Origin of the sequence: Actinophytocola sp. (genome assembly GCF_036378875.1) — a bacterium.
Classification (GTDB): Bacteria; Actinomycetota; Actinomycetes; order Mycobacteriales; family Pseudonocardiaceae; genus Actinophytocola.
This window is the reverse complement of the sequence record NZ_DASUVO010000014.1, coordinates 1-21,164: the sequence shown is the minus strand read 5'-3', so window position 1 is coordinate 21,164 and position 21,164 is coordinate 1. Positions and strand designations below refer to the sequence as shown.

Annotated in this window: 2 protein-coding genes; both read left to right on the top strand. The window is 72.3% G+C overall.

The window, feature by feature from the left end; translation table 11 throughout:
• Positions 1-9 precede the first annotated feature (9 nt).
• Positions 10-7,602 (top strand): non-ribosomal peptide synthetase, encoded by a 7,593-nt coding sequence (locus VF106_RS03855; protein WP_330838142.1) that lies wholly within the window; start codon positions 10-12, stop codon positions 7,600-7,602.
• A partial coding sequence (locus tag VF106_RS03850; RefSeq protein ID WP_330838141.1) for a non-ribosomal peptide synthetase occupies positions 7,602-21,164 on the top strand: 13,563 nt, incomplete at its 3' end. The genes VF106_RS03855 and VF106_RS03850, both read left to right, overlap by 1 nt.

Here is a 21,164-nt window from a genome sequence, read left to right as displayed (position 1 = left end):
CCGTACGCCATGGGTGCCACGACCTTGCTCGACCTTTTCGCCGCGCGAGTGGCCGCTGACCCGGACCTGCCCGCGGTCCTCGCCGACGGCACCGCGCTCAGCTACGCCGAACTGAACGACCGCGCGGACCGCCTCGCGCACAAGCTGATCGCGGGAGGGGCGGGACCGGAGAAGGTGGTGGCACTGCTGCTGCCGCGGTCGGTGGAGATCGTCGTCGCGCAGCTGGCCGTGCTCAAGGCCGGCGCGGCCTACGTGCCCGTCGACCCCGCCTACCCCGCGGAGCGGATCGAGGCCATGCTGGCCGACGCCCGGCCCTGTCTGGTCGTCGACGACCAGACGTGGGTGGCCGACGCCGGTGAGGTCGTCGGCCCGCCGGAGACCGGGCCGATCCGCCCGGAGCACGCCGCCTACGTCATCTACACCTCCGGTTCGACCGGGCGGCCCAAGGGGGTCGTCGTCACACACGCCGGGCTCGCCACGTTCGCCACCGCCGAGGTCGAGCGGTTCGGCGTGCGGCCGGGCGACCGCGTGCTGCAGTTCTCCTCACCGAGCTTCGACGCCTCGGTGCTGGAGCTGTGCATGGCGTTCGCCGGCGGAGCGGCCCTGGTCGTGCCCCCGCCAGGGCCGCTTCTTGGCGACCACCTGGCCGAGGTCCTGCGGGAGCGGCGCGTCACCCACGCGCTCATCCCGCCGGTCGCGCTGGCCACGGTGGACGACCCCGACCTGCCGGACTTCCGCCTGCTGGTCGTCGGCGGCGACGCGTGCCCGCCGGAGCTGGTCCGCAAGTGGGCCCCGGGACGACAGATGATCAACGCCTACGGACCGACGGAGTCCACAGTGGTCACGAGCTGGAGCGACCCACTCGCGCCTGCCACGGCCGCGCCGCCGATCGGCCGACCGATCCCCGGCACCGTCGTCCACCTGCTCGACGACGACCTGCGGCCGGTGTCCGACGGCTCGCCCGGCGAGCTGTACGTGGCGGGGATCGGGCTGGCGCGTGGCTATCTGGAACGTCCCGGCCTGACCGCGAGCCGGTTCCTCGCGAACCCGTACGGGGTGCCGGGTGAGCGGATGTACCGCACGGGAGACGTGGTGCGGCGGCAGCCGGACGGCAACCTGGAGTTCGTCGGCCGGGCCGACCACCAGGTGAAGATCCGCGGGCACCGGGTCGAGCCGGGGGAGATCGAGGCGGTGCTGGCGGCCGACCCGACGGTCGGGCAGGCGGTCGTCGTGCCGAGGGAGGACGGCGGGCTGAAGCGGCTGGTCGCCTACGTGGTGCCCGCGGCCGCCGACCGGCCGGTGCCGGCCCGGCTGCGGGCGTTGGCGACCCGCACGCTGCCGGCGTACATGGTGCCGGCCGCGTTCGTCGTGCTCGACAGGTTCCCGTTGAGCCCCAACGGAAAGCTCAATCGGGAGGCACTACCGGCTCCGGTCTTCGGCAGCGTGGCCGAGGCCGGGTCGGTGGCGCCGCGCGACGCTCGGGAACGACTCGTCGCCGGCGTGTGGGCCGAGGTGCTCGGCGTCGACGAGGTCGGGGCGACCGACGACTTCTTCGCGCTCGGCGGTGACTCCATCCTGGCCGCACGGGCACAGGCCCGCCTCGCGGCACAGGGGATCAGGCTCTCCGGCCGCGCGATCTTCGACGCCCGCACGGTCGCGGCCCTCGCCGAGTCGCTCCCCGGCGCGGAGGAGACCGAACGCGTCCCCCACGTGTCCCGCGAGCACCCGCTGCCGCTGGCTCCCGCGCAACGAAGGCTGTGGCTGGAGGAGATCACCCGAGGCGGCGTGGCGAACAACACCGGGGCGGCGATCCGCCTCACCGGCGCGCTGGACCAGAACGCCCTGTGCGACGCGCTGGACCGCCTCGCCGCCCGCCACGACGCGCTGCGCACGACGTTCGCCGTGTTCGACGGCGAACCACGTCAGCTGGTCGACCCGACCGGCGAGGTACCGCTGCGTGTCGCGGCCGCGGACGAGGACCGGCTGGATGCGGTTCTCGCCGAGGAGCTGGCCCGTCCGTTCGACGTGCACACCGGCCCGCTCACCAGGGCCCTGCTGGTCCGGACGGCCGAGGAGGAGCATGTCCTGCTCCTGGCCCAACACCATCTCGTCACGGACGGCTGGTCCATGGCCGTCCTGCTCGACGAGTTCGCCGCCTGCTACGCCGAGGCCGCGGGCGGGCCACGCGCCGCGCTGGCCGAGCGGCCACTGGACTATCCGGACTTCGCGGCCTGGCACGCCACCCGGCGCGAGAACACCGACGACCTCGCCTACTGGAGCGAGAGGCTCGCCGGATCGCCCGTGCTCGACCTGCCCACTGACCGCCCGCGCCCGCACCTGAGGGTCGGTGCGGGCGCGGTGCTCCACCACCGCCTGCCGGCGGCACTGGTGGAGCGACTGACGACCCTCGGCGCCGCGCACGACGCCACGCTGTTCATGACCCTCACCGCCGCCGTGCAGGCACTGCTCGCCAGTCGGGCCGGACAGCGGGACGTCGCGGTCGGGACGGTCCGGGCCGGACGCTCCCGGGCCGAACTGGACGACGTGGTCGGCTTCTTCGTCAACACCGTCGTGCTGCGGTCGCGGGTGACCGCCGAGCAGCCGTTCAGCGAGTTCCTCACCGACGTCCGCGAGACCGTGCTCGGCGCGTTCGCCCACGACGGGACCGCCTTCGACCGGGTCGTCGAAGCCCTTGCCCCGCAACGGGATCCCAGCCGCACCCCGCTGGTCCAGGCGGCCGTCGCACTGCACCAGCCCCTGGTGCGCACCAGGGAGACCGCCGGACTGCGCCTGACCGAGCACCACCTGCCCCGGCCCGCCTCGCGGTTCGACGTGACCGTCGAGTTCTGGCCGACCGGGGACGACCTCGTGCTGACCGTCGAGTACGACGCCGCGCTGTTCGACGCCGACCGGATGGCGGCACTGGCGGCCGACCTCGACGGGCTGCTGCGTGCCGTGACCGAACGACCGGACAGTCCACTCGGGACACTCCTGCCGCTCGACGGGGACCGCGAGACGCCCGCGAAGGTGGCACCCGAGGAAGCCCCGTACGTCCCACCCCGCACACCCGTCGAGGCGATCCTCGCCGCGGTGTTCGCCGAGGTGCTCGGCGCCGCGCGGGTCGGGGTGCGGGACAACTTCTTCGCGCTCGGCGGTGACTCGATCCTGTCCATCCAGGTGGTGACCGCCGCCCGTGCGGCGGGGCTCGTGTTGACCTCCCGGGACATCTTCGCCCACCAGACCGTCGCGGAACTCGCCACCCGCGCCCAACCATTGGGGGATGGGCACATGGACGACGGTCCGGTCGCGGGCGACGTGCCGCTGACCCCCATCCAGAGATGGTTCCTCGACACCCACACCGTCCATCCCGAGTGGTTTCACCAGTCCTGCACGGTCGACCTGGGCATGCCCGCCGACCCGGAGGCGCTGGCCGCCGCCGTGCGTGCGCTCACCGAGCACCATGACGCGCTGCGGATGCGGTTCACCCGCGACGGCACGTGGCAGCAGGAGAACCTGCCGGCCGGCGAGGACGGCTCGATGGTCGGGCACGGCCCGCTGTTCGACGCGCGGATCATCGGCGAGCGCGGCGTGCGGTGCCGGGCGCACCACCTCGTCGTGGACGGCGTGTCCTGGCGGGTACTCGCCGAGGACCTGCGGGCCGCGCACAAGCAGGCCGCGCAGGGCGTCGAGATCCGCCTGCCCGCGCGCACGACCGCGTTCCGCGACTGGGCACACCGCCTCGCCGCGCACGACTTCACCACCGAGCGCGACTACTGGGCCGCCGTGGCACGCGAGGTGGGGACCGTGCCGGCTGACCACGACGGCGCCAACACCACCGCCTCCGAACGGTCGGTGACCGTCGCGCTGGACCGGGACGCGACGACCGCGCTGCTGCGGGAGGTGCCCCGCCTGTTCGGCACCGAGGTCAACGACGTCCTGTTGACCGCGCTGGCCGCCGCGCTGTGTCCGTGGGCCGGCCGTGACCAGGTCCTCGTGCACCTGGAGGGCCACGGACGCGAGGAACTGTTCGACGGCGTCGACCTGTCCAGGACGGTCGGCTGGTTCACCACCGTGTTCCCCGTGGTGCTCCACACGCCGGGACCGGACTGGGCCGCCGCGCTCGCCACGACCGGTGCCTGGCTGCGTGCCGTGCCGGACCGGGGCATCGGCTACGGCGCGCTGCGCTGGCCCGGCGGTGACAAGGCCGGTGACGACCGCCTCGCGTCCGACGCCGAGGTCAGCTTCAACTACCTCGGGCAGTTCACCGCGACCACCGGTGAGCTGGAGCTGGCGGCCCACCCGGACGCGCCGCGCCCACACGTGCTCGACGTCGTGGCCAGGGTCCAGCAGGACCGCCTCCAGCTCACCTGGCACTACAGCGTGCACCGGCACGACAAGGCGACCGTGGCCCGGCTCGCGGCGGCCATGGCGGACGCGTTGCGTGCGATCGTCGCGCACCGGCCAACCGCGACCCGCCGCACCCCGGCCGACTTCCCGCTGGCCAGGCTCGACCAGTCCACTGTGGACCGGCTCGCGCACGCGGACGTGGCCGACATCTGGCCACTCACCCCGATGCAGGCGGCCATGGTGTTCCACAGCCTGTCGCAGGACGGCCGGGGCGCCTACTTCCAGCAGACCTCGTTCGTCCTCGACGGCGTCACCGACCCGGCACGGCTGGCCGACGCCTGGCGACAGGTGGTCGACCGCACACCCGTGTTGCGTGCCGCCGTGGTGTGGGCGGACGTGCCAACGCCGGTGCAGGTGGTGCACGACCGGGTCGACCTGCCGGTGCGGCTGCTGGACTGGACCGGCCAGGACCGGGCCACGCGCCTCGCCGAACTGCTGGCGCACGACCGGGCCGAGGGCCTCGACCTGTCCCGGCCACCGCTGATGCGGGTGACGATCGCGCGCCTGTCGGACACCGAGGTCCAGGTGTTGTGGACCTTCCACCACGTGCTGCTGGACGGCTGGAGCGTGTTCGGCGTGCTGGCCGACGTCGCCGCCGCGCACGCAGGCGAGCCGCTGCCGGAGCGGGCCCCGTTCGCCGCCTACCTGCGCCACCTCGCCCGGTACGACGACGCGGCGGCCGAACGACACTGGCGCGCGGTGCTCGCCGGGATCGAGGCGCCAACCCCGCTGCCCTACGACCGGCCGAGGTCCACGGTCCTGGAACCCAGCGCCGCCACCAGACTCCACATCGGACTATCCGAAGAGGACAGCACGGCGCTGTACGCGTTCGCGCGGGCCAACCGGCTCACCCCCGGTGCCGTTGTGCAGGGCGCGTGGGCGCTGCTGCTCGCCACCTACAGCGGCCAGCGGACCGTGTGCTTCGGCGCCACCGTCTCGGGCCGCCCGGCCGACCTGCCTGGTGTGGACGCGATGATCGGCATGTTCGTCAACACGATCCCCGTGGTCGCCACTGTCGACGGCGCCGTGCCGGTGGCGCGGTGGCTGCGGGAGCTGCAGGACACGCAGGTCGAGGCGCGCCGGTTCGAGCACACGCCGCTCACGAGCATCCAGGCGTGGAGCCAGGTGCCCGGCGGTGTCGACCTGCTCGACAGCGCGGTGATCTTCGAGAACTACCCGGTCGCGGAGACCGACGGGCTGCGGATCGGTGAGCTGGCCGCCGTCGAGAGCACGACGTTCCCGCTGAGCGTGACCGTCTACCCGCACGAACGGCTGTCGCTGCTGGTCGGCTACGAGCCGGCGCTGTTCGACGCGCGCACCGTCCACACGCTCGCCGAACACCTCGCGCACCTGCTGCGGGTGCTGCCCGCCGACCCGGACCGCCCGGTGTCCGCGGTGCCGACCCTCACGCCGGCCGAGCGGACGCAGGTGCTGGGGGAGTGGAACGACACCGCCGCACCCGTGCCGGACACGACGCTGGTGGCGTTGCTGGCCGAGCAGGCCGACCGCACTCCCGACGCCATCGCCATGGTCGCCGAGGGTCGCACGTTCACCTATGCCGAACTGCACGCCAACGCGAGCCGCCTCGCGCGGCGGCTCATCGCCTGTGGCGCCGGGAGGGGTCGCGTGGTGGCGGTGGCGCTGCCGCGCTCGGCTGAACTGGTGGTGGCGCTGTACGCCGTGCTGAAGTCGGGCGCCGCGTACCTGCCCATCGACCCGGCCCTGCCGCGGGAGCGCATCGACTTCCTGGTCGCCGACGCGGAAGCCGTGGTGGTGCTCGACGACCCCGTCGACGTGCTGGTCGGCGGCGGCGACGACACGGCACCCGAGGTGGACATCACGCCGGCGGACGCCGCGTACGTGATCTACACGTCCGGTTCGACCGGCCGGCCCAAGGGTGTCGTGGTGCCGCACCGGGGTGTGGTGAACCATCTACTGTGGACGCAAGAGCGGTTCGGGCTGACGGCCGACGACCGGGTGATGCTGAAGACCCCGGCGAGCTTCGACGTGTCGGTGTCGGAGTTCTTCTGGCCACTGGCCGTTGGCGCCACGCTGGTGGTGGCGCGGCCGGACGGGCACCGCGATCCCGGCTACCTCGCCGACCTGATCACCGCCGAGCAGGTGACCACCGTCCGCTTCGTCCCGTCCATGCTGCGGGCGTTCCTGGCGCACGCCGACGTGAGCCAGTGCCTGTCCCTGCGGCGGGTCCTCGCCAGTGGTGAGGCGCTGCCGGCGGACCTGGCCGCCGAGTTCCACGCCGCGTTCGACGGGCTCGATGTCGAGCTGCACAACCTGTACGGCCCGACGGAAGCGTCGATCGAGGTCACCCACGTGCGGTGCGCCCCTGGTGACCTGACCGTCCCCATTGGACGGCCGGCGTGGAACACGCGGCTGTACGTCCTCGACGCCGACCTCACCCCGGTCCCGCCCGGCGCCACCGGCGAGCTGTACCTCGCGGGCATTCAACTGGCCCGCGGCTACCTGAAGCGGCCCGGGCTGACCGCCGAGCGGTTCCTGGCCGACCAGTACGGCGCGCCAGGTGCTCGCATGTACCGCACCGGCGATCTCGCGCGGTGGACGGCGGACGGCACCGTCGAGTACCTCGGCCGCGCCGACGACCAGGTCAAGATCCGCGGGTTCCGCATCGAACCGGGTGAGGTGGCGGCCGTGCTTGCCCGTCAGCCCGGGGTGGCCGACGCCGCCGTGGTCGCGCGGGACGGCAGGCTGGTCGGCTACGTCACGCCCGTCACCGCGGACACGACGGCACTGCGTGAGGCGGCCGCGGCGACGCTGCCGGAGCACATGGTGCCCTCGGCGGTCGTCCCACTCGACCGGCTGCCGCTCACCCCGAGCGGCAAGCTCGACCGGCGCGCCCTGCCGGACCCGGACTACGCCGCCCCGATCGCCGCGTACGTCGCCCCCGGCACCGCGACCGAACAGGTCGTCGCGGACATCTGGGCCGAGCTGCTCGAGCTGCCCCGCGTCGGGGTCACCGACAGCTTCTTCGCCCTGGGCGGAGACTCGCTGCTGAGCCTGCGGGTCACCGCACGCGTCAACGCCGCGTTCTCCCTCGACCTGACCCCGAGGGACGTCCTCGCCGGTCGCACGGTCCGCGCGCTCGCGGACCTGGTGGAGGAACGCGTGCTGGACCAGCTCGAAACCCTCGCCCGAAGCGTTGAAGGAACCGCGCACTGATGACCTCCTCCCGACAGCGCCGCATCGACGCCTTGCCCGAGCACCTGCGGATCAAGCTGGCGAAGCGACTGGCGGGCGGCTCGGCGCCCGCCGCCGAGCCGACGATCCCCACGGCGGCGCACCACGGCCCGCTGCCGCTTTCCTCCGCGCAGCAACGGTTGTGGTTCGCGAGCGAGTTCACACCAGGCGGCACCGACTACAACAGCGGCATCGCGCTGCGCCTGACCGGCGAGCCGCGGTTGCCGGCGCTGCGTGCCGCCGTGGCTGGCCTGGTCCGCCGGCACGGGTCGCTGCGTACCACGTTCACCGAGGTCGACGGGCGCCCGGTGCAGATGGTGCACCCGGCCGGGGACGTCGGCGTGCCCATTGTGGACTGTCCGGTCGAGGAGCTGGGCGCGTTGCTCGACGCGGAGTACGCCCGGCCGTTCGACCTCCGTACCGGGCCGCTGTTCCGCGCGCTGGTGGTCCGGACCGGGCCCCGGGACCACGTGCTGCTGCTGACCGCGCACCACATCGTGGTCGACGGGTGGTCGCTGCGGGTCCTGCTCACCGAGTTGGCCGCCGACTACGCGGGCGACACCCCGGCCGCGCCCGAGCTGCGGTACGTGGACTACGCGGTGTGGCAACAGGATCGGCTCACCGGACCGGCGATGGCCGAGCACACCGCCTACTGGCGCCGGGTGTTGGACGACGCCGTCCCGCTCGACCTGCCCTCGGACCGGCCGCGCCCCGCCATGCGTTCCACCAGCGGCGCGGCCTTCGAGTTCACGGTGCCCCGGTCGCTGGCGTCCCGACTCGGGGACGTCGCGGCCGACAACGACACGACGCTGTTCACCACCCTGACAGCGGCCTGCGCGGTCCTGCTGGCGCGCTACAGCGGCCAGCAGGACGTGTCGTTGGGCACCGTGACCTCGGGGCGAACCCGGCCAGAGCTGGACGGGGTCGTCGGGTTCTTCGTCAACACGGTCGTGCTGCGTTCCACAGTGGACCCCTCGGCGTCCTTCGCCGAGTTCCTCGCTCGGGTCAACGCCGGCGCGCTCGAGGCGTTCAGCCACGACGAGGTGCCGTTCGACCGGCTGGTCGAGGCGGTCGACGCACCCCGCGACCCGAGCCGCAACCCGCTGTTCGACGTGTTCGTGACCCTCCAGAACGAACGCAAGGGCCTGCCCGACTTCGCGGACCTCGCGGTCGAGGAGGTGGCGCTGCGGCGCCAGAGCGCCAACTTCGACCTGAGCTTCGACTTCACCGAACGCGCCGACGGCATCGAGTGCCGGCTGGAGTACAGCACCGACCTGTTCGACGCGACCACCGTCGAGCGGATGGCCGGCCATCTGCTCGCGCTGCTCGACGCGCTCACCGCGACGCCCCACCACCCGCTGTCCGAGCTGGCGTGGCTGACCGCCGCCGAGCGGGAAATCCTGCTGTACACGTGGAACGACACGGACCTCGACGTCCCGGCCACCACGTTCCCTGCCCTGTTCGAGGCGCAGGCCCGGCGCACCCCGGACCGGGTCGCGCTGGTGTGCGACGCGGAGCGGCTGACGTTCGCCGAGCTGGACCGGCGGGCCAACCGGCTGGCGCACCGCCTCGTGGCCGGCGGCGCCGGTTCGGAACGGGTCGTTGCCGTGGCGCTGCCGCGGTCGGCGAACGCGATCGTCGCCCAACTGGCCGTGCTGAAGGCGGGTGCGGTGTACCTGGCGGTCGACCCGTCGCTACCCGCCGCCCGCCGCGCCCAGCTCGTCGAGGACTCCGGCGCCGTGCTCGTCGTGGACGGTCCACTGGAGACGGACGGGTTCCCGGACACCCCACCGGTGCCCGGTCCCCGCCCCGACCACGCCGCCTACGTCGTCTACACGTCCGGCTCGACCGGCCGGCCCAAGGGCGTGGTCGTCGCGCACCACAGCCTGGTGAACCTGCTGCACAACCACCGCGCCGGGTTCGTCGCGGACACGGGCGGGCGGCCGCTGCGTGCCGCGCTGTCGGCGGTGTTTTCGTTCGACACGTCGTGGGAAGGCCCGGTGCTCATGGCCGACGGCCACGAGCTACACCTGCTGACCGACGAAGTGCGGCTCGACCCCGAGGCCCTGGTGGACTACGTGGTCAGCCACCGCATCGACTTCCTCGACCTGACACCGTCCTACCTGCGCCGCCTGCTGCCCGCCGGCCTGCTCACCAACCCGTCCCACCGCCCGGCCGTGCTGATGCTGGGCGGCGAGGCACTGGACGCGCCGCTGTGGCGGGAGCTTGCCCTGTCGGACACGGCCGTCTACAACTTCTACGGCCCCACCGAGGCCACTGTGGACGCGCTGTCGACCCGGGTCGCGGGGGAGCGGCCGGTCATCGGCCGGCCATTGGCGAACCTGCGGGCCTACGTGCTCGACGACGCGTTGCGGCCGGTCCCGGTCGGCGTCCTCGGCGAGCTGTACCTGGCCGGCCCGCAGGTCGCGCGCGGCTACCTGAACCGGCCCGGCCTGACCGCGGGCCGGTTCGTCGCGGACCCGTACGGTGCGCCGGGGGAGCGGATGTACCGGACCGGTGACGTCGTGCGGTGGACCCCGGACGGCACCGTGGAGTACCTGGGGCGCGCCGACGACCAGGTGAAGATCCGCGGCTTCCGCATCGAACCCGGGGAGGTCGAGGCCGCGCTGCTGGGCTGTGCCGGTGTCGGCGAGGCCTGCGTCGTGGCCAGGGAGGACGGCGGTCACCGCAGGCTCGTCGGCTACGTCGTGCCAACGGCCACGGTCACCCCGGCCGGTCTGCGTGACGAGTTGAAGAAGGTGCTGCCCGACTACCTGGTGCCGTCCGCGTTCGTCGTGCTCGACCGGCTGCCGCTGAGCCCGAGTGGCAAGGTAGACCGGAAAGCCCTGCCGGCGCCGGAGATCAGTCACGACTCCGACTACCGAGCACCGCAAGGGGATGTCGAGGTCCGCCTGGCCGCGCTGTGGGCCGAGGTCCTTGGCGTCGAGCGGGTCGGCACCGGCGACAACTTCTTCGGCCTCGGGGGCGACTCGATCCTGTCCATCCAGCTCGTGTCCCGCGCCCGCCAGGCCGGACTGCGGTTCACGTCGCGGGACGTGTTCGCCAACCAGACCATCGCGGAACTCGCGACCGTCGTCACCACCGCCGAACCCACCGCGATCACCCCTACCCCGACGGGGCCGGCGCCGCTTACACCGATCCAGTCGTGGTTCTTCGCCACACACGGCGCCCGCCGGCACTTCACGATGTCGCTGCTCCTGGAACTGGCCGAGGACGTCGACCGGGCGGCACTGGCGACGGCGGTGGCCGCGGTCGTCGACCACCACGAGGCACTGCGCATGCGGTTCGCGCGCCGCGGCGAGAGCTGGCGCCAGGAACCCGGTCAATCCACAGTGGACATCGAGGTCGGTGACCCCGGGTCGGCACGGGCTGGGCTCGACCTCGCGTCCGGTCAGGTGTTCCGGGCGCTGCTGATGGACGGGCGGCTGCTGCTGATCGCACACCACCTCGTGGTGGACGGCGTGTCCTGGCGGGTACTCGTCGAGGACCTGCGCACCGCCTACACACAGGCCCTGTCCGGGGAACCGGTGCGGCTCGCGCCGGTCGGCACCGGGTTCGGCGAATGGGCACACCGGCTGCGGGACCACGTGGCCGCGGGTGGGTTCGACGACGATCTCCCGTACTGGCAGGCCGTTCCCGCGCCGCCGCCGCGACCGGAGGCCACGGCGGCCACGGCCCGTTCGGTGACCGCCCGGCTGGACCGCGACACGACCACCGCGCTCCTGCGCCTGGCCGAGGAGCGCTACCGCGCCCACGCCGACGACGTGCTGCTGGCCGCGCTCGGCCGCGTTCTCGCCGGCTGGACCGGCCGCGACACCGTCGCCGTGACCGTGGAGGGCCACGGCCGCGAGGAGATCATCCCCGGCGCCGACCTGTCCCGCACCGTCGGCTGGTTCACCACCCAGTACCCGCTCGCGCTGACCGTGTCCACCGACGACTGGGACGCCACGCTGAAGGCGGTCAAGGAACAGGTCCGTGGCGTGCCCCGCCGCGGCATGAGCTACGACGCCCTGCGTTACCTGCGGCCGGGTAGTGACCTGCCCGCGCTGCCGGAGGTGTGCTTCAACTTCCACGGCCGCTGGGACTCCGACGACGCCTCGACGTTCCGCATCCGGCACGAACCGACGGGCGCCGAGATCGACCCCGGCTCGCCCCTCGACTTCCCGCTCGAGATCAACGGTCTGGTCGAACACGGCGAGCTGGTGCTGAACTGGCAGTACTCCACCGCCCTCCACGACGAGCACACGGTCCGCGGTCTCGCCGACGCCATGATCACCGCGTGCCGGGAGATCGCCGAGCACTGCGCACACTCCGGTGGCCGCACCCCGTCGGACTTCCCCCTCGCCCGCCTCACCCAGGAACAGGTCGACGCGATCGCCGGGGACGGCACGGACGTCGTCGACATCTACCCGCTCACCCCGCTGCAGACGGGCATGCTCTTCCACAGCCTCGTCGACCCGGACAGCGGCGCGTACGTCGACCAGGTACGCCTCGTCCTCGACGGCGTGCCCGACCCCGAAGCGCTCGCCGAGGCGTTCCGGCAGGTCGTCGCCAGGACTCCCGTGCTGCGCACCAGCGTGGTGTGGGAAGGCGTCGACGAGCCGGTGCAGGTCGTGCACCGCCACGTCGCCCTCGACATCGAGGTGCACGACCTGCGTGACACGTCGTTGGACGAGCTGGTGGCCCGCGACCGTGCGCGCCGCATCGACCCGGCCCGAGCCCCGTTGACCCGGTTGACGATCGTGCGCACCGGCGACGATCGGGTGGTGCTGATCTGGTCCACCCACCACGTGCTGCTCGACGGGTGGAGCACCGGGCAGGTGTTCGCCGAGGTGTGTGCCCGGCATGCGGCCATCACCCGTGGTCTGCCGGCGGCCGTGCCCTCGCGCCGGCCGTTCCGTGACTACCTCGGCTGGCTCGCCGGACAGGACGACACGGCGGCCGACGCGTACTGGCGGTCCGTGCTGTCCGGTTTCGACACTCCCGTCGCCGTCCCGTACGACCGGCCACCCACCCAGGCGCACCGCACCGAGTCGAGTGCCGGCGTTCGTGTCGACCTCGACGCGAGTCCGGTGCGGGCCGCCGCACAGCGTGCCGGGCTCACCGTCAACACGCTCGTGCAGGGGGCGTGGGCGTTGCTGCTGTCGCGCTGGGCGGACACGGACGACGTCGTTTTCGGCAGCACGGTGTCCGGCCGCCCGGCCGAACTGCCGGGCGTCGAGTCGATGGTCGGCATGTTCATCAACACCGTGCCCACGCGGGTCACCGTCGACCCGCGTCGTCCGGCCGAGCCGTGGTTGCGGGAGCTGCAGGCCGCGCAGAGCGAGTCACGCCGGCACGATTTCCTGGCGCTGACGCGGATCCAGTCGCACGCCGACCTGGCGCCTGGTACCGCGTTGTTCGACAGCGTGGTGGTGTTCGAGAACTACCCGTTCGAGGACACGTCCACCGTGGATGGACTGCGGGTGGCCGAGGTGCACACCATCGACACCACGAACCTGCCGCTCGCGCTCTCCGTGAACCTCGACGAGCGGGTGCGGTTCGAACTGGCCTACGACCCGGCTCTGCTGGACGAGACGACCGCGCGGCGGGTGGCCGGGTGGCTGCGGGACATCGTCGCCGGCCTCACCGAGGACATGGCCAGGCCGTTGGGGGAGCTGCCCTGGCTGTCCACCGGGGACCGTGCGGTTGTTCTGCCTGACCACGCCGCGATCGGGGAACTGCCGCTGTTCCACCGTTCCTTCCGAGCGGTGCCGGACGCCACGGCGGTGGTGTCCGGGGCGACGACGCTGACCTTTGCGGAGCTGGATGCCGCCGCGAACCGGCTCGCCCACCGGTTGATCGAGCAGGGCGCCGGGCCGGACCGGGTGGTCGGGCTGCGGCTGCCGCGCTCGGTGGACTTCGTGGTCGCGATGCTGGGTGTGCTGAAGTCCGGTGCCGCGTACCTGCCCATCGACCCGGGCCTGCCCGCCGAACGGGTCGAGTTCATCCTGTCGGATGCCCGGCCGGTGCTCGTCCTTGACGAGTTGGGTGATCTGTCGGCGTACCCGGACGCGGATCCCGACGTCCCGGTCCGACCGGACCAGGCCGCGTACGTCATCTACACCTCCGGCTCCACCGGGCGCCCGAAGGGCGTGGTGGTCAGTCACCGCAACGTGGCGGCGCTGTACCACGCCAACCGGCTCGACATCATCGATCAGCTGGAGGGGCCGCAGCGGTTCGCGGTGACGGCGGCGTTCTCGTTCGACACGTCGTTGGAGGGCTTGCTGTTCCTGGCGGCCGGTCACGAGTTGCACGTGATCGACGAGGACCTGCGGCTCGACCCGTCCGCGCTGGTGGAGTACTTCCGCCGCAACGGGATCACCGCGGTCGACCTCACGCCGACCTACGCCACCCAGCTCATGGCCGCCGGGCTGGGCGACGCCGGCCTGCAGATGATCATGATTGGTGGCGAGGCGGCGACCGACACGTTGTGGCAGGCGCTCGCCGACCGGCCGGGTCTGATGGCGGTCAACTACTACGGGCCCACCGAGGTCACCGTGGACGCGACGGGCTGCCGGATCACTGAGGGTAGTCCCGTGATCGGCCGTCCACTCCGGACAGTGCGGGGATATGTGCTGGACGGCGAGCTGCGGCCGGTTCCGGTCGGCGTGCCGGGCGAGCTGTACCTGGCGGGGCCACAGGTCGCCAGGGGTTACCTGAACCGGCCCGGCTTGACCGCGCAACGGTTCATAGCTGACCCGTTCGGCCCGGCCGGCACGCGCATGTACCGCACCGGCGACCGCGTGCGCTGGACCGAGGACGGACAGTTGGACTACCTCGGCCGCGTCGACGACCAGGTCAAGATCCGCGGCTTCCGCGTCGAGCCCGGTGAGGTCGCCGCCGTGCTGCGCGGTCTGCCGGGGGTGCGGGACGCGGCCGTCGTCGCCCGTGACGGCCGGCTCGTCGCGTATGTGGTCGGCGACCCAGAGGACCCGCGTCGCGCGTTGGCCAGGGTGCTACCCGACTACCTGGTGCCGGCCGCGTTCGTCACCCTCGACGAGCTGCCGCTCACCACCAGCGGCAAGCTGGACCGCCGGGCACTGCCCGCGCCGGACTTCACCACCGACACGTTCGTCGCGCCCCGCACCGAAGCGGAACGGGTGGTGGCCGCCGCCTGGGCCGATGTGCTCGGCGTCGAGCGGGTCGGCGCGCACGACAACTTCTTCGCTCTCGGCGGCGACTCGATCCTCAGCATCCGCGTGGTGTCCAGGCTGCGTGCCGCGTTCGGCAGCCAGATCTCCCCGCGCGCGGTGTTCGAACACCCCACGGTCGCCGCGCTCGCCGCCGCGATCCCCGGCGGACACACCGACACGATCCCCACCTACCCCGGGACGGGACCGGCGCCGATGTCGTTCGCGCAGCAGCGGTTGTGGTTCCTCGACCAGTTCGAGGAGAACAGCAGCGAGTACGTCAGCCCGACCACGCTACGGCTGACCGGCGACCTCGACGTCGACGCGCTGACCACCGCGCTCACCGCGTTGACCGCCCGCCACGAGTCGCTGCGCACCACCTTCGCCGAGGGCGTGCAGATCGTGCACGACCCGATGCCCGCGAACCTCGTGCTGGTCGACCTCACCGACAACCCGGCGGGACTGGAGGCCGTGCTGGCCGCCGAGTGCGCCCGCCCGTTCGACCTGCGGCACGGCCCACTGCTGCGTACCACACTGATCCGGCTCGCCCCGACCGAGCACGTGCTCGTCCTGGCACTGCACCACATCGTCACCGACGGGTGGTCCACCGCCGTGCTCACCGACGACCTCGCGGCCCTCTACCAGGGCGTCGAGCTGCCGCCGCTTCCGTTGCGCTACACCGACTTCGCCGCATGGCAACGCGAATGGGCCGCCGGTGAGGACGCGGCACGCAGCCTCGACCACTGGCGCGACACGCTCGCCGGGATCGAGCCGCTGGACCTGCCCACCGACCGGCCACGAACACCCATGAGGTCCTCGGCGGGAGCCGTGCACCGGTTCGCGCTGCCGGCCGAGGAGACCGCCGCGCTGGTCGAGCTGGGTGCCCGCCGCGACAGCACGCTGTTCATGACGTTGCTCGCCGCCTGCCAGGTCCTGCTCGCGCGCTACAGCGGACAGCACGACATCACGGTCGGCACGGTCACCGCCGGCCGGGACCGCGCCGAACTGGACAGCCTCGTCGGGTTCTTCGTCAACACCGTCGCGCTCCGCACGGCCGTCGACCCGACCGAGTCGTTCACCGAACTGCTGAGCCGGGTCCGTGCCACCGTGCTCGCCGCGTTCGCCAACCAGGACGTGCCGTTCGAGCGGGTGGTCGACGCGCTGGCGCCCGAACGCGACCCGAGCCGCAACCCGCTGTTCGACGTGATGGTCCTGTTGCAGAACACGCCCAACGAGGTGCCGGACCTGCCGGGCCTGACCGTCACCGAGGTGAGCCCACCGGTCGTCACCTCCACCCACGACCTGACGATCGAGTTCCAACAGGACGGTCCGGAACTGCTGGGCGGCATCGAGTACAACCCGGACCTGTTCGACGCGGCCACCGTCTCCCGCCTCGCCCACCACCTCAGGGTGCTGCTCGCCGCCGTCGCCGCCGCACCGGACCGCTCGTTGTCCACAGTGGAACTGGCGGACGCCGACGAGCGCGCCCTGGTGTTCGGGGAGTGGCAACGCGGTGACCTGCCAGGCCCACACCCGCCGATCACGGAGGTGTTCGCCGCCCAGGCCGCCCGCACTCCGGACGCGGCCGCGCTCGTCTGCGGCACGGAGTCCCGCACGTTCGCCGAGGCCGACGCCGAAGCCAACCGGCTCGCGCGGTGGCTGATCGCGCACGGGGCTGGACCGGAGCGGCTCGTGGCGTTGCGGCTGCCCCGTTCGGTGGACTTCGTGATCGCCATGCTGGGCGTGCTCAAGGCGGGCGCCGGATACGTCCCGGTCGAGCCGAGCCTGCCCGCCGACCGCGTGGCGTTCCTGCTGTCCGACACCCAACCGGCCGTGGTGCTGGACGCGTTGCCCGACACCGCCGGCCTTCCGGAGGCTGCCGTCGACGTGGTGCCGCACCCGAGGCACCGGGCCTACGTCATCCACACGTCCGGATCCACTGGCGTGCCCAAGGGCGTCGAGGTCGACAACGGCAACCTGTCCGCGCTGTACCACAACCACCGCGTCGACATCATCGGTCAACTGGAGGGGCCGCAGCGGTTCGCGGTGACGGCGGCGTTCTCGTTCGACACCTCACTGGAAGGCTTGCTGTTCCTGGCCGCCGGCCACGAGCTGCACGTCATCGACGAGGACCTGCGGCTCGATCCACCCGCGCTCGTCGACTACTTCCGCCGCAACGGGATCACCGCGGTCGACCTCACCCCGACCTACGCCACCCAACTCATGGCGGCGGGCCTCGCCGAAGCCGGACTGCAGATGGTCATGCTCGGTGGCGAGGCGGCGACGGACACGTTGTGGCAGGCGCTCGCCGACCGGCCGGGTCTGATGGCGGTCAACTACTACGGACCCACCGAGGTCACGGTCGACGCCACCGGCTGCCGGATCGTGCCGGGCCAGCCGGTGATCGGCCGTCCACTCCGGACAGTCCAGACCTACGTGCTGGACACCGAGCTTCGACCCGCGCCGGTCGGCGTGCCAGGTGAGCTGTACCTGGCAGGCCAGCAGGTGGCCAGGGGTTACCTGAACCGGCCCGGCTTGACCGCGTCCCGGTTCGTGGCCGACCCGTTCGGCGCACCGGGCACGCGCATGTACCGCACCGGCGACCGTGTGCGCTGGACCGAGGACGGACAGCTGGACTACCTCGGCCGGGTCGACGAGCAGGTCAAGATCCGCGGGCACCGGGTGGAGCCCGGCGAGGTGCGGGCCGCGCTCCTCGCACACCCCGACGTGCGAGACGCCGCGGTCGTGGCCCGCAAGTCCGGCGACCACCTGCGGCTCGTCGGCTACCTCGTCGGCGGCGACCCCGACGAACTGACGGCCCACCTCCGCTCGACCCTGCCGGACTACCTGGTCCCGGCCGCGCTCGTGCCGCTCGACGAACTGCCCCTGACCACGAGCGGCAAGCTTGACCACCGCGCACTGCCAGAACCCGCCCCGGCCGAGGACCGAGGACACGTCGCACCGCGACCGGGCCTGGAGACCGAGCTGGCCGCGATCTGGTCGGCCGTGCTGGGCGTCGAACGGATCGGCGCACACGACAACTTCTTCGCCATGGGCGGCGACTCGATCCTGAGCATGCAGGTCGTGTCCACGGCCCGTGAGGCCGGCATCCGGTTGACGGCCAAGGACATCTTCCTCCGGCAGACCGTCGCCGACCTCGCCATCGCCGCGGTTCGGGACACCGCACCGGCACCCATCGTCGACACCGGCGGACCGGCGCCACTCACCCCGATTCAGCACTGGTTCGTCGCCGCCGTGCCACACCGCGACCACTACACGATGTCGATGGCCGTCGAGGTGGCCCCGGACATCGACGCGGCACGCCTGCGCCACGCGCTGACCGTATTGTGCGACCACCACCCCTCGCTCCGCACCCACTTCACCGACACCGACCAGGAACCCGGCCCGGTCACCGACGTGCTCGACATCGTGGTGGCCGGCGACCACGACCGGCACGCGGCAGCCGCGCAGGCCTCGATGCGGCCCGCAGACGGGCGGGTGTTCCGCGCGATCCTGTTCACCGGCGACAACCCCCTGCTGTTCCTGACCGCACACCACCTCGTCGTGGACGCGGTGTCGTGGCGGGTGCTGCTGGCAGACCTCGAGCGTGCCTACGCGGGTGCCGAACCCGGACCACGCGGTGTCTCCTTCGGACAGTGGGCGCGACTGCTCGCCGAGCACGTGCGGGACGGCGGGTTCGACGCCGACCTGCCGTACTGGCAAGCGGTTCCCGCCACCCCGCCGCTGCCGGTCGATCACGAGGACGGACGCAACCGGGTGGCCGACGCCCGGTCGGTCACGGCGGTGCTGAGCGAGGACGAGACCGACGCGCTGCTGCGCCAGGTCCCCGACGCCTACCGCACACAGATCAACGACGTCCTGCTCGCCGCCATCGGCCGTGCGCTGGCCGACTGGACCGGACACCCGCGGGTCGCGATCACCCTGGAAGGCCACGGTCGTGAGGACGTGCTCGACGGGGTCGACATCGGCCGTACGGTCGGCTGGTTCACCAGCCAGTTCCCCGTGACACTCGACCTGCCGGAGGGCGACTGGGGCGCCACCCTCAAGAATGTCAAGGAAACCCTGCGCGCGATCCCCCGGCGAGGCGTCAGCTTCGAGGCCCTGCGGTACCTGCGGCCCGGCGCCGACCTCGACCACGTGCCAGAGCCCCAGGTGTGCGTCAACTACCTGGGTCGCTGGGGCGACGACAACGACACCGCGGACGGGCTGATCCGTGGCAGCGCCGGTCCGCTCGGGCAGGACATCGCGCCCGAGACCGAACGCGGCCACCTGCTGGACATCACCGCCGCCATCGAGAACGGCTGTCTGCGACTGGAATGGGAGTACGCGGCCGACATCCACGACGAGGACACCGTCCGCCGGCTCGCCGTGCACACCGCCGCCGCACTGCGCGAGATCACCGCGCACTGCGCGGACAACGGCGGCCGCACCCCGTCCGACTTCCCGCTGACCGCCCTCACCCAGTCCGAAGTAGACAATCTGGTCGGTGACGGCTCTGACGTCGAGGATGTGTACCCGCTCACGCCCATGCAGGCCGGCATGCTGTTCCACAGCCTCGGGGACCCCGGCGCGTACGTCACCCACACCCGTGTCCGGCTGAGCGGCATCGACGACCCAGAGCGGTTCGGCGCCGCGTGGCAACGGGTCGTGGCCCGCACCCCGATCCTGCGCACTGAGTTCACGTGGCGCGGCGTCAGCACCCCCGTGCAGGTCGTCCGCCGCGAGGTGACCGTGCCGGTCGAGTACCGGCCGATCACGCCGGAGGACGAGACCACCCTCGACCCGGCCGCGGCGCCGCTCATGCGACTGGTGATCGCCCCGGGTGAGCCGGGCACGGTCGAGCTGCTGTGGACCTGCCACCACCTGCTGCTCGACGGGTGGAGCACGTCGCAGGTGTTCGCCGACGTGCTCGCCGAGTACGCCGGCATCGAACCGCCCGCCCGGCGCCCGTTCCGCGACTACCTGGCCTGGCTCGCGGCGCAGGACGTGGCCACCGCCGAACAGCACTGGCGTGACGTCCTCGCCGGGATCACCAGCAGCACGCCGCTTCCGTTCGACCACCCGCCGGTGACCGCACACCGCACCGAGACCACCGCGAACGTCCGGCTGACCCTGCCGGCCGCTGACCTCGAACGCACCGCCCGCGAACACGGCCTCACCGTGAACACCCTCGTGCAGGGCGCGTGGGCCGTGCTGCTGGCCCGGCACAGCGGGGAGCGGGACGTCGTGTTCGGCACCACCGTGTCCGGACGGCCCGGCGACCTGCCCGGCGCCGAGTCCATCGTCGGCATGTTCATCAACACCGTCCCCACCCGCGTGCGGGTCGAGGCAACCGCGCTGCTGTCCGACTGGCTGCACCAGCTGCAGGAGGCGCAGGCCGAGTCCCGCCGGTTCGACTTCCTGTCCCTGGCGCAGGTGCAGGCGTGCGGCGAGGTGCCGGCCGGGCAGCCGCTGTTCGACAGCCTTGTTGCCTTCGAGAACTACCCGATCGAGGGCGAACACGCGGACGGGCCACAGGTCGCCGCCGTGGACAGCGTCGAGACCACGAACCTGGCGGTCAGCGTCACCGCCTATGTGGACGGTCCGGTGCTGCATCTGGAGTTCGGCTACGACCCACGACTGTTCGACACGGCCACCGCCGAGGCTCTCGCCGGGCGCCTGCGCAGGCTGATCTCGGCATTGGCGACCGACCTCGACCGCACGATCGGTGAGCTGCCGCTGTTGTCGCCCGCCGAGCGCCGCCTGATCGAGTCGTGGCACGACACCAGGTCGGACTTCGCGCCGGCGACGTTGATCGAGTTGTTCCGTGCCCAGGTGGCGCGGACACCGGACACGCCCGCGCTGATCGTCGGGGATCTGGTGTTGAGCTACGCCGAGGTGGCGTCCCGAGTCGACCGGCTGGCCTGTGTGCTCGCGGCTCGTGGCGCTGGTCCGGAAGCCGTGGTGGCGTTGGTGTTGCCGCGGTCCGTCGAGCTGATCATCGCTCAGCTCGCGGTGGTGGCGGCGGGTGCGGCGTACCTGCCGGTGGATCCGGACTATCCGGCGGACCGCAAGGAGTTCATGCTCGCCGACGCCCGCCCGGTGCTGGTGATCGACGACGTGGCTCAGGTGTCCGCCATGGACAGTGAGCCGGGTGTGGAACCGACGCCACCCACGTTGGCCAACGCGGCGTACGTCATCTACACCTCGGGCTCGACCGGGCGGCCCAAGGGGGTCGTGGTGACCCATGCCGGTTTGGCGAACTTCGCGTTCGCCGAGGCGGACCGGTTCGCGGTGCGGCCGGGGGACAGGGTGTTGGCGTTCTCGTCGCCCAGCTTCGACGCGTCCGTG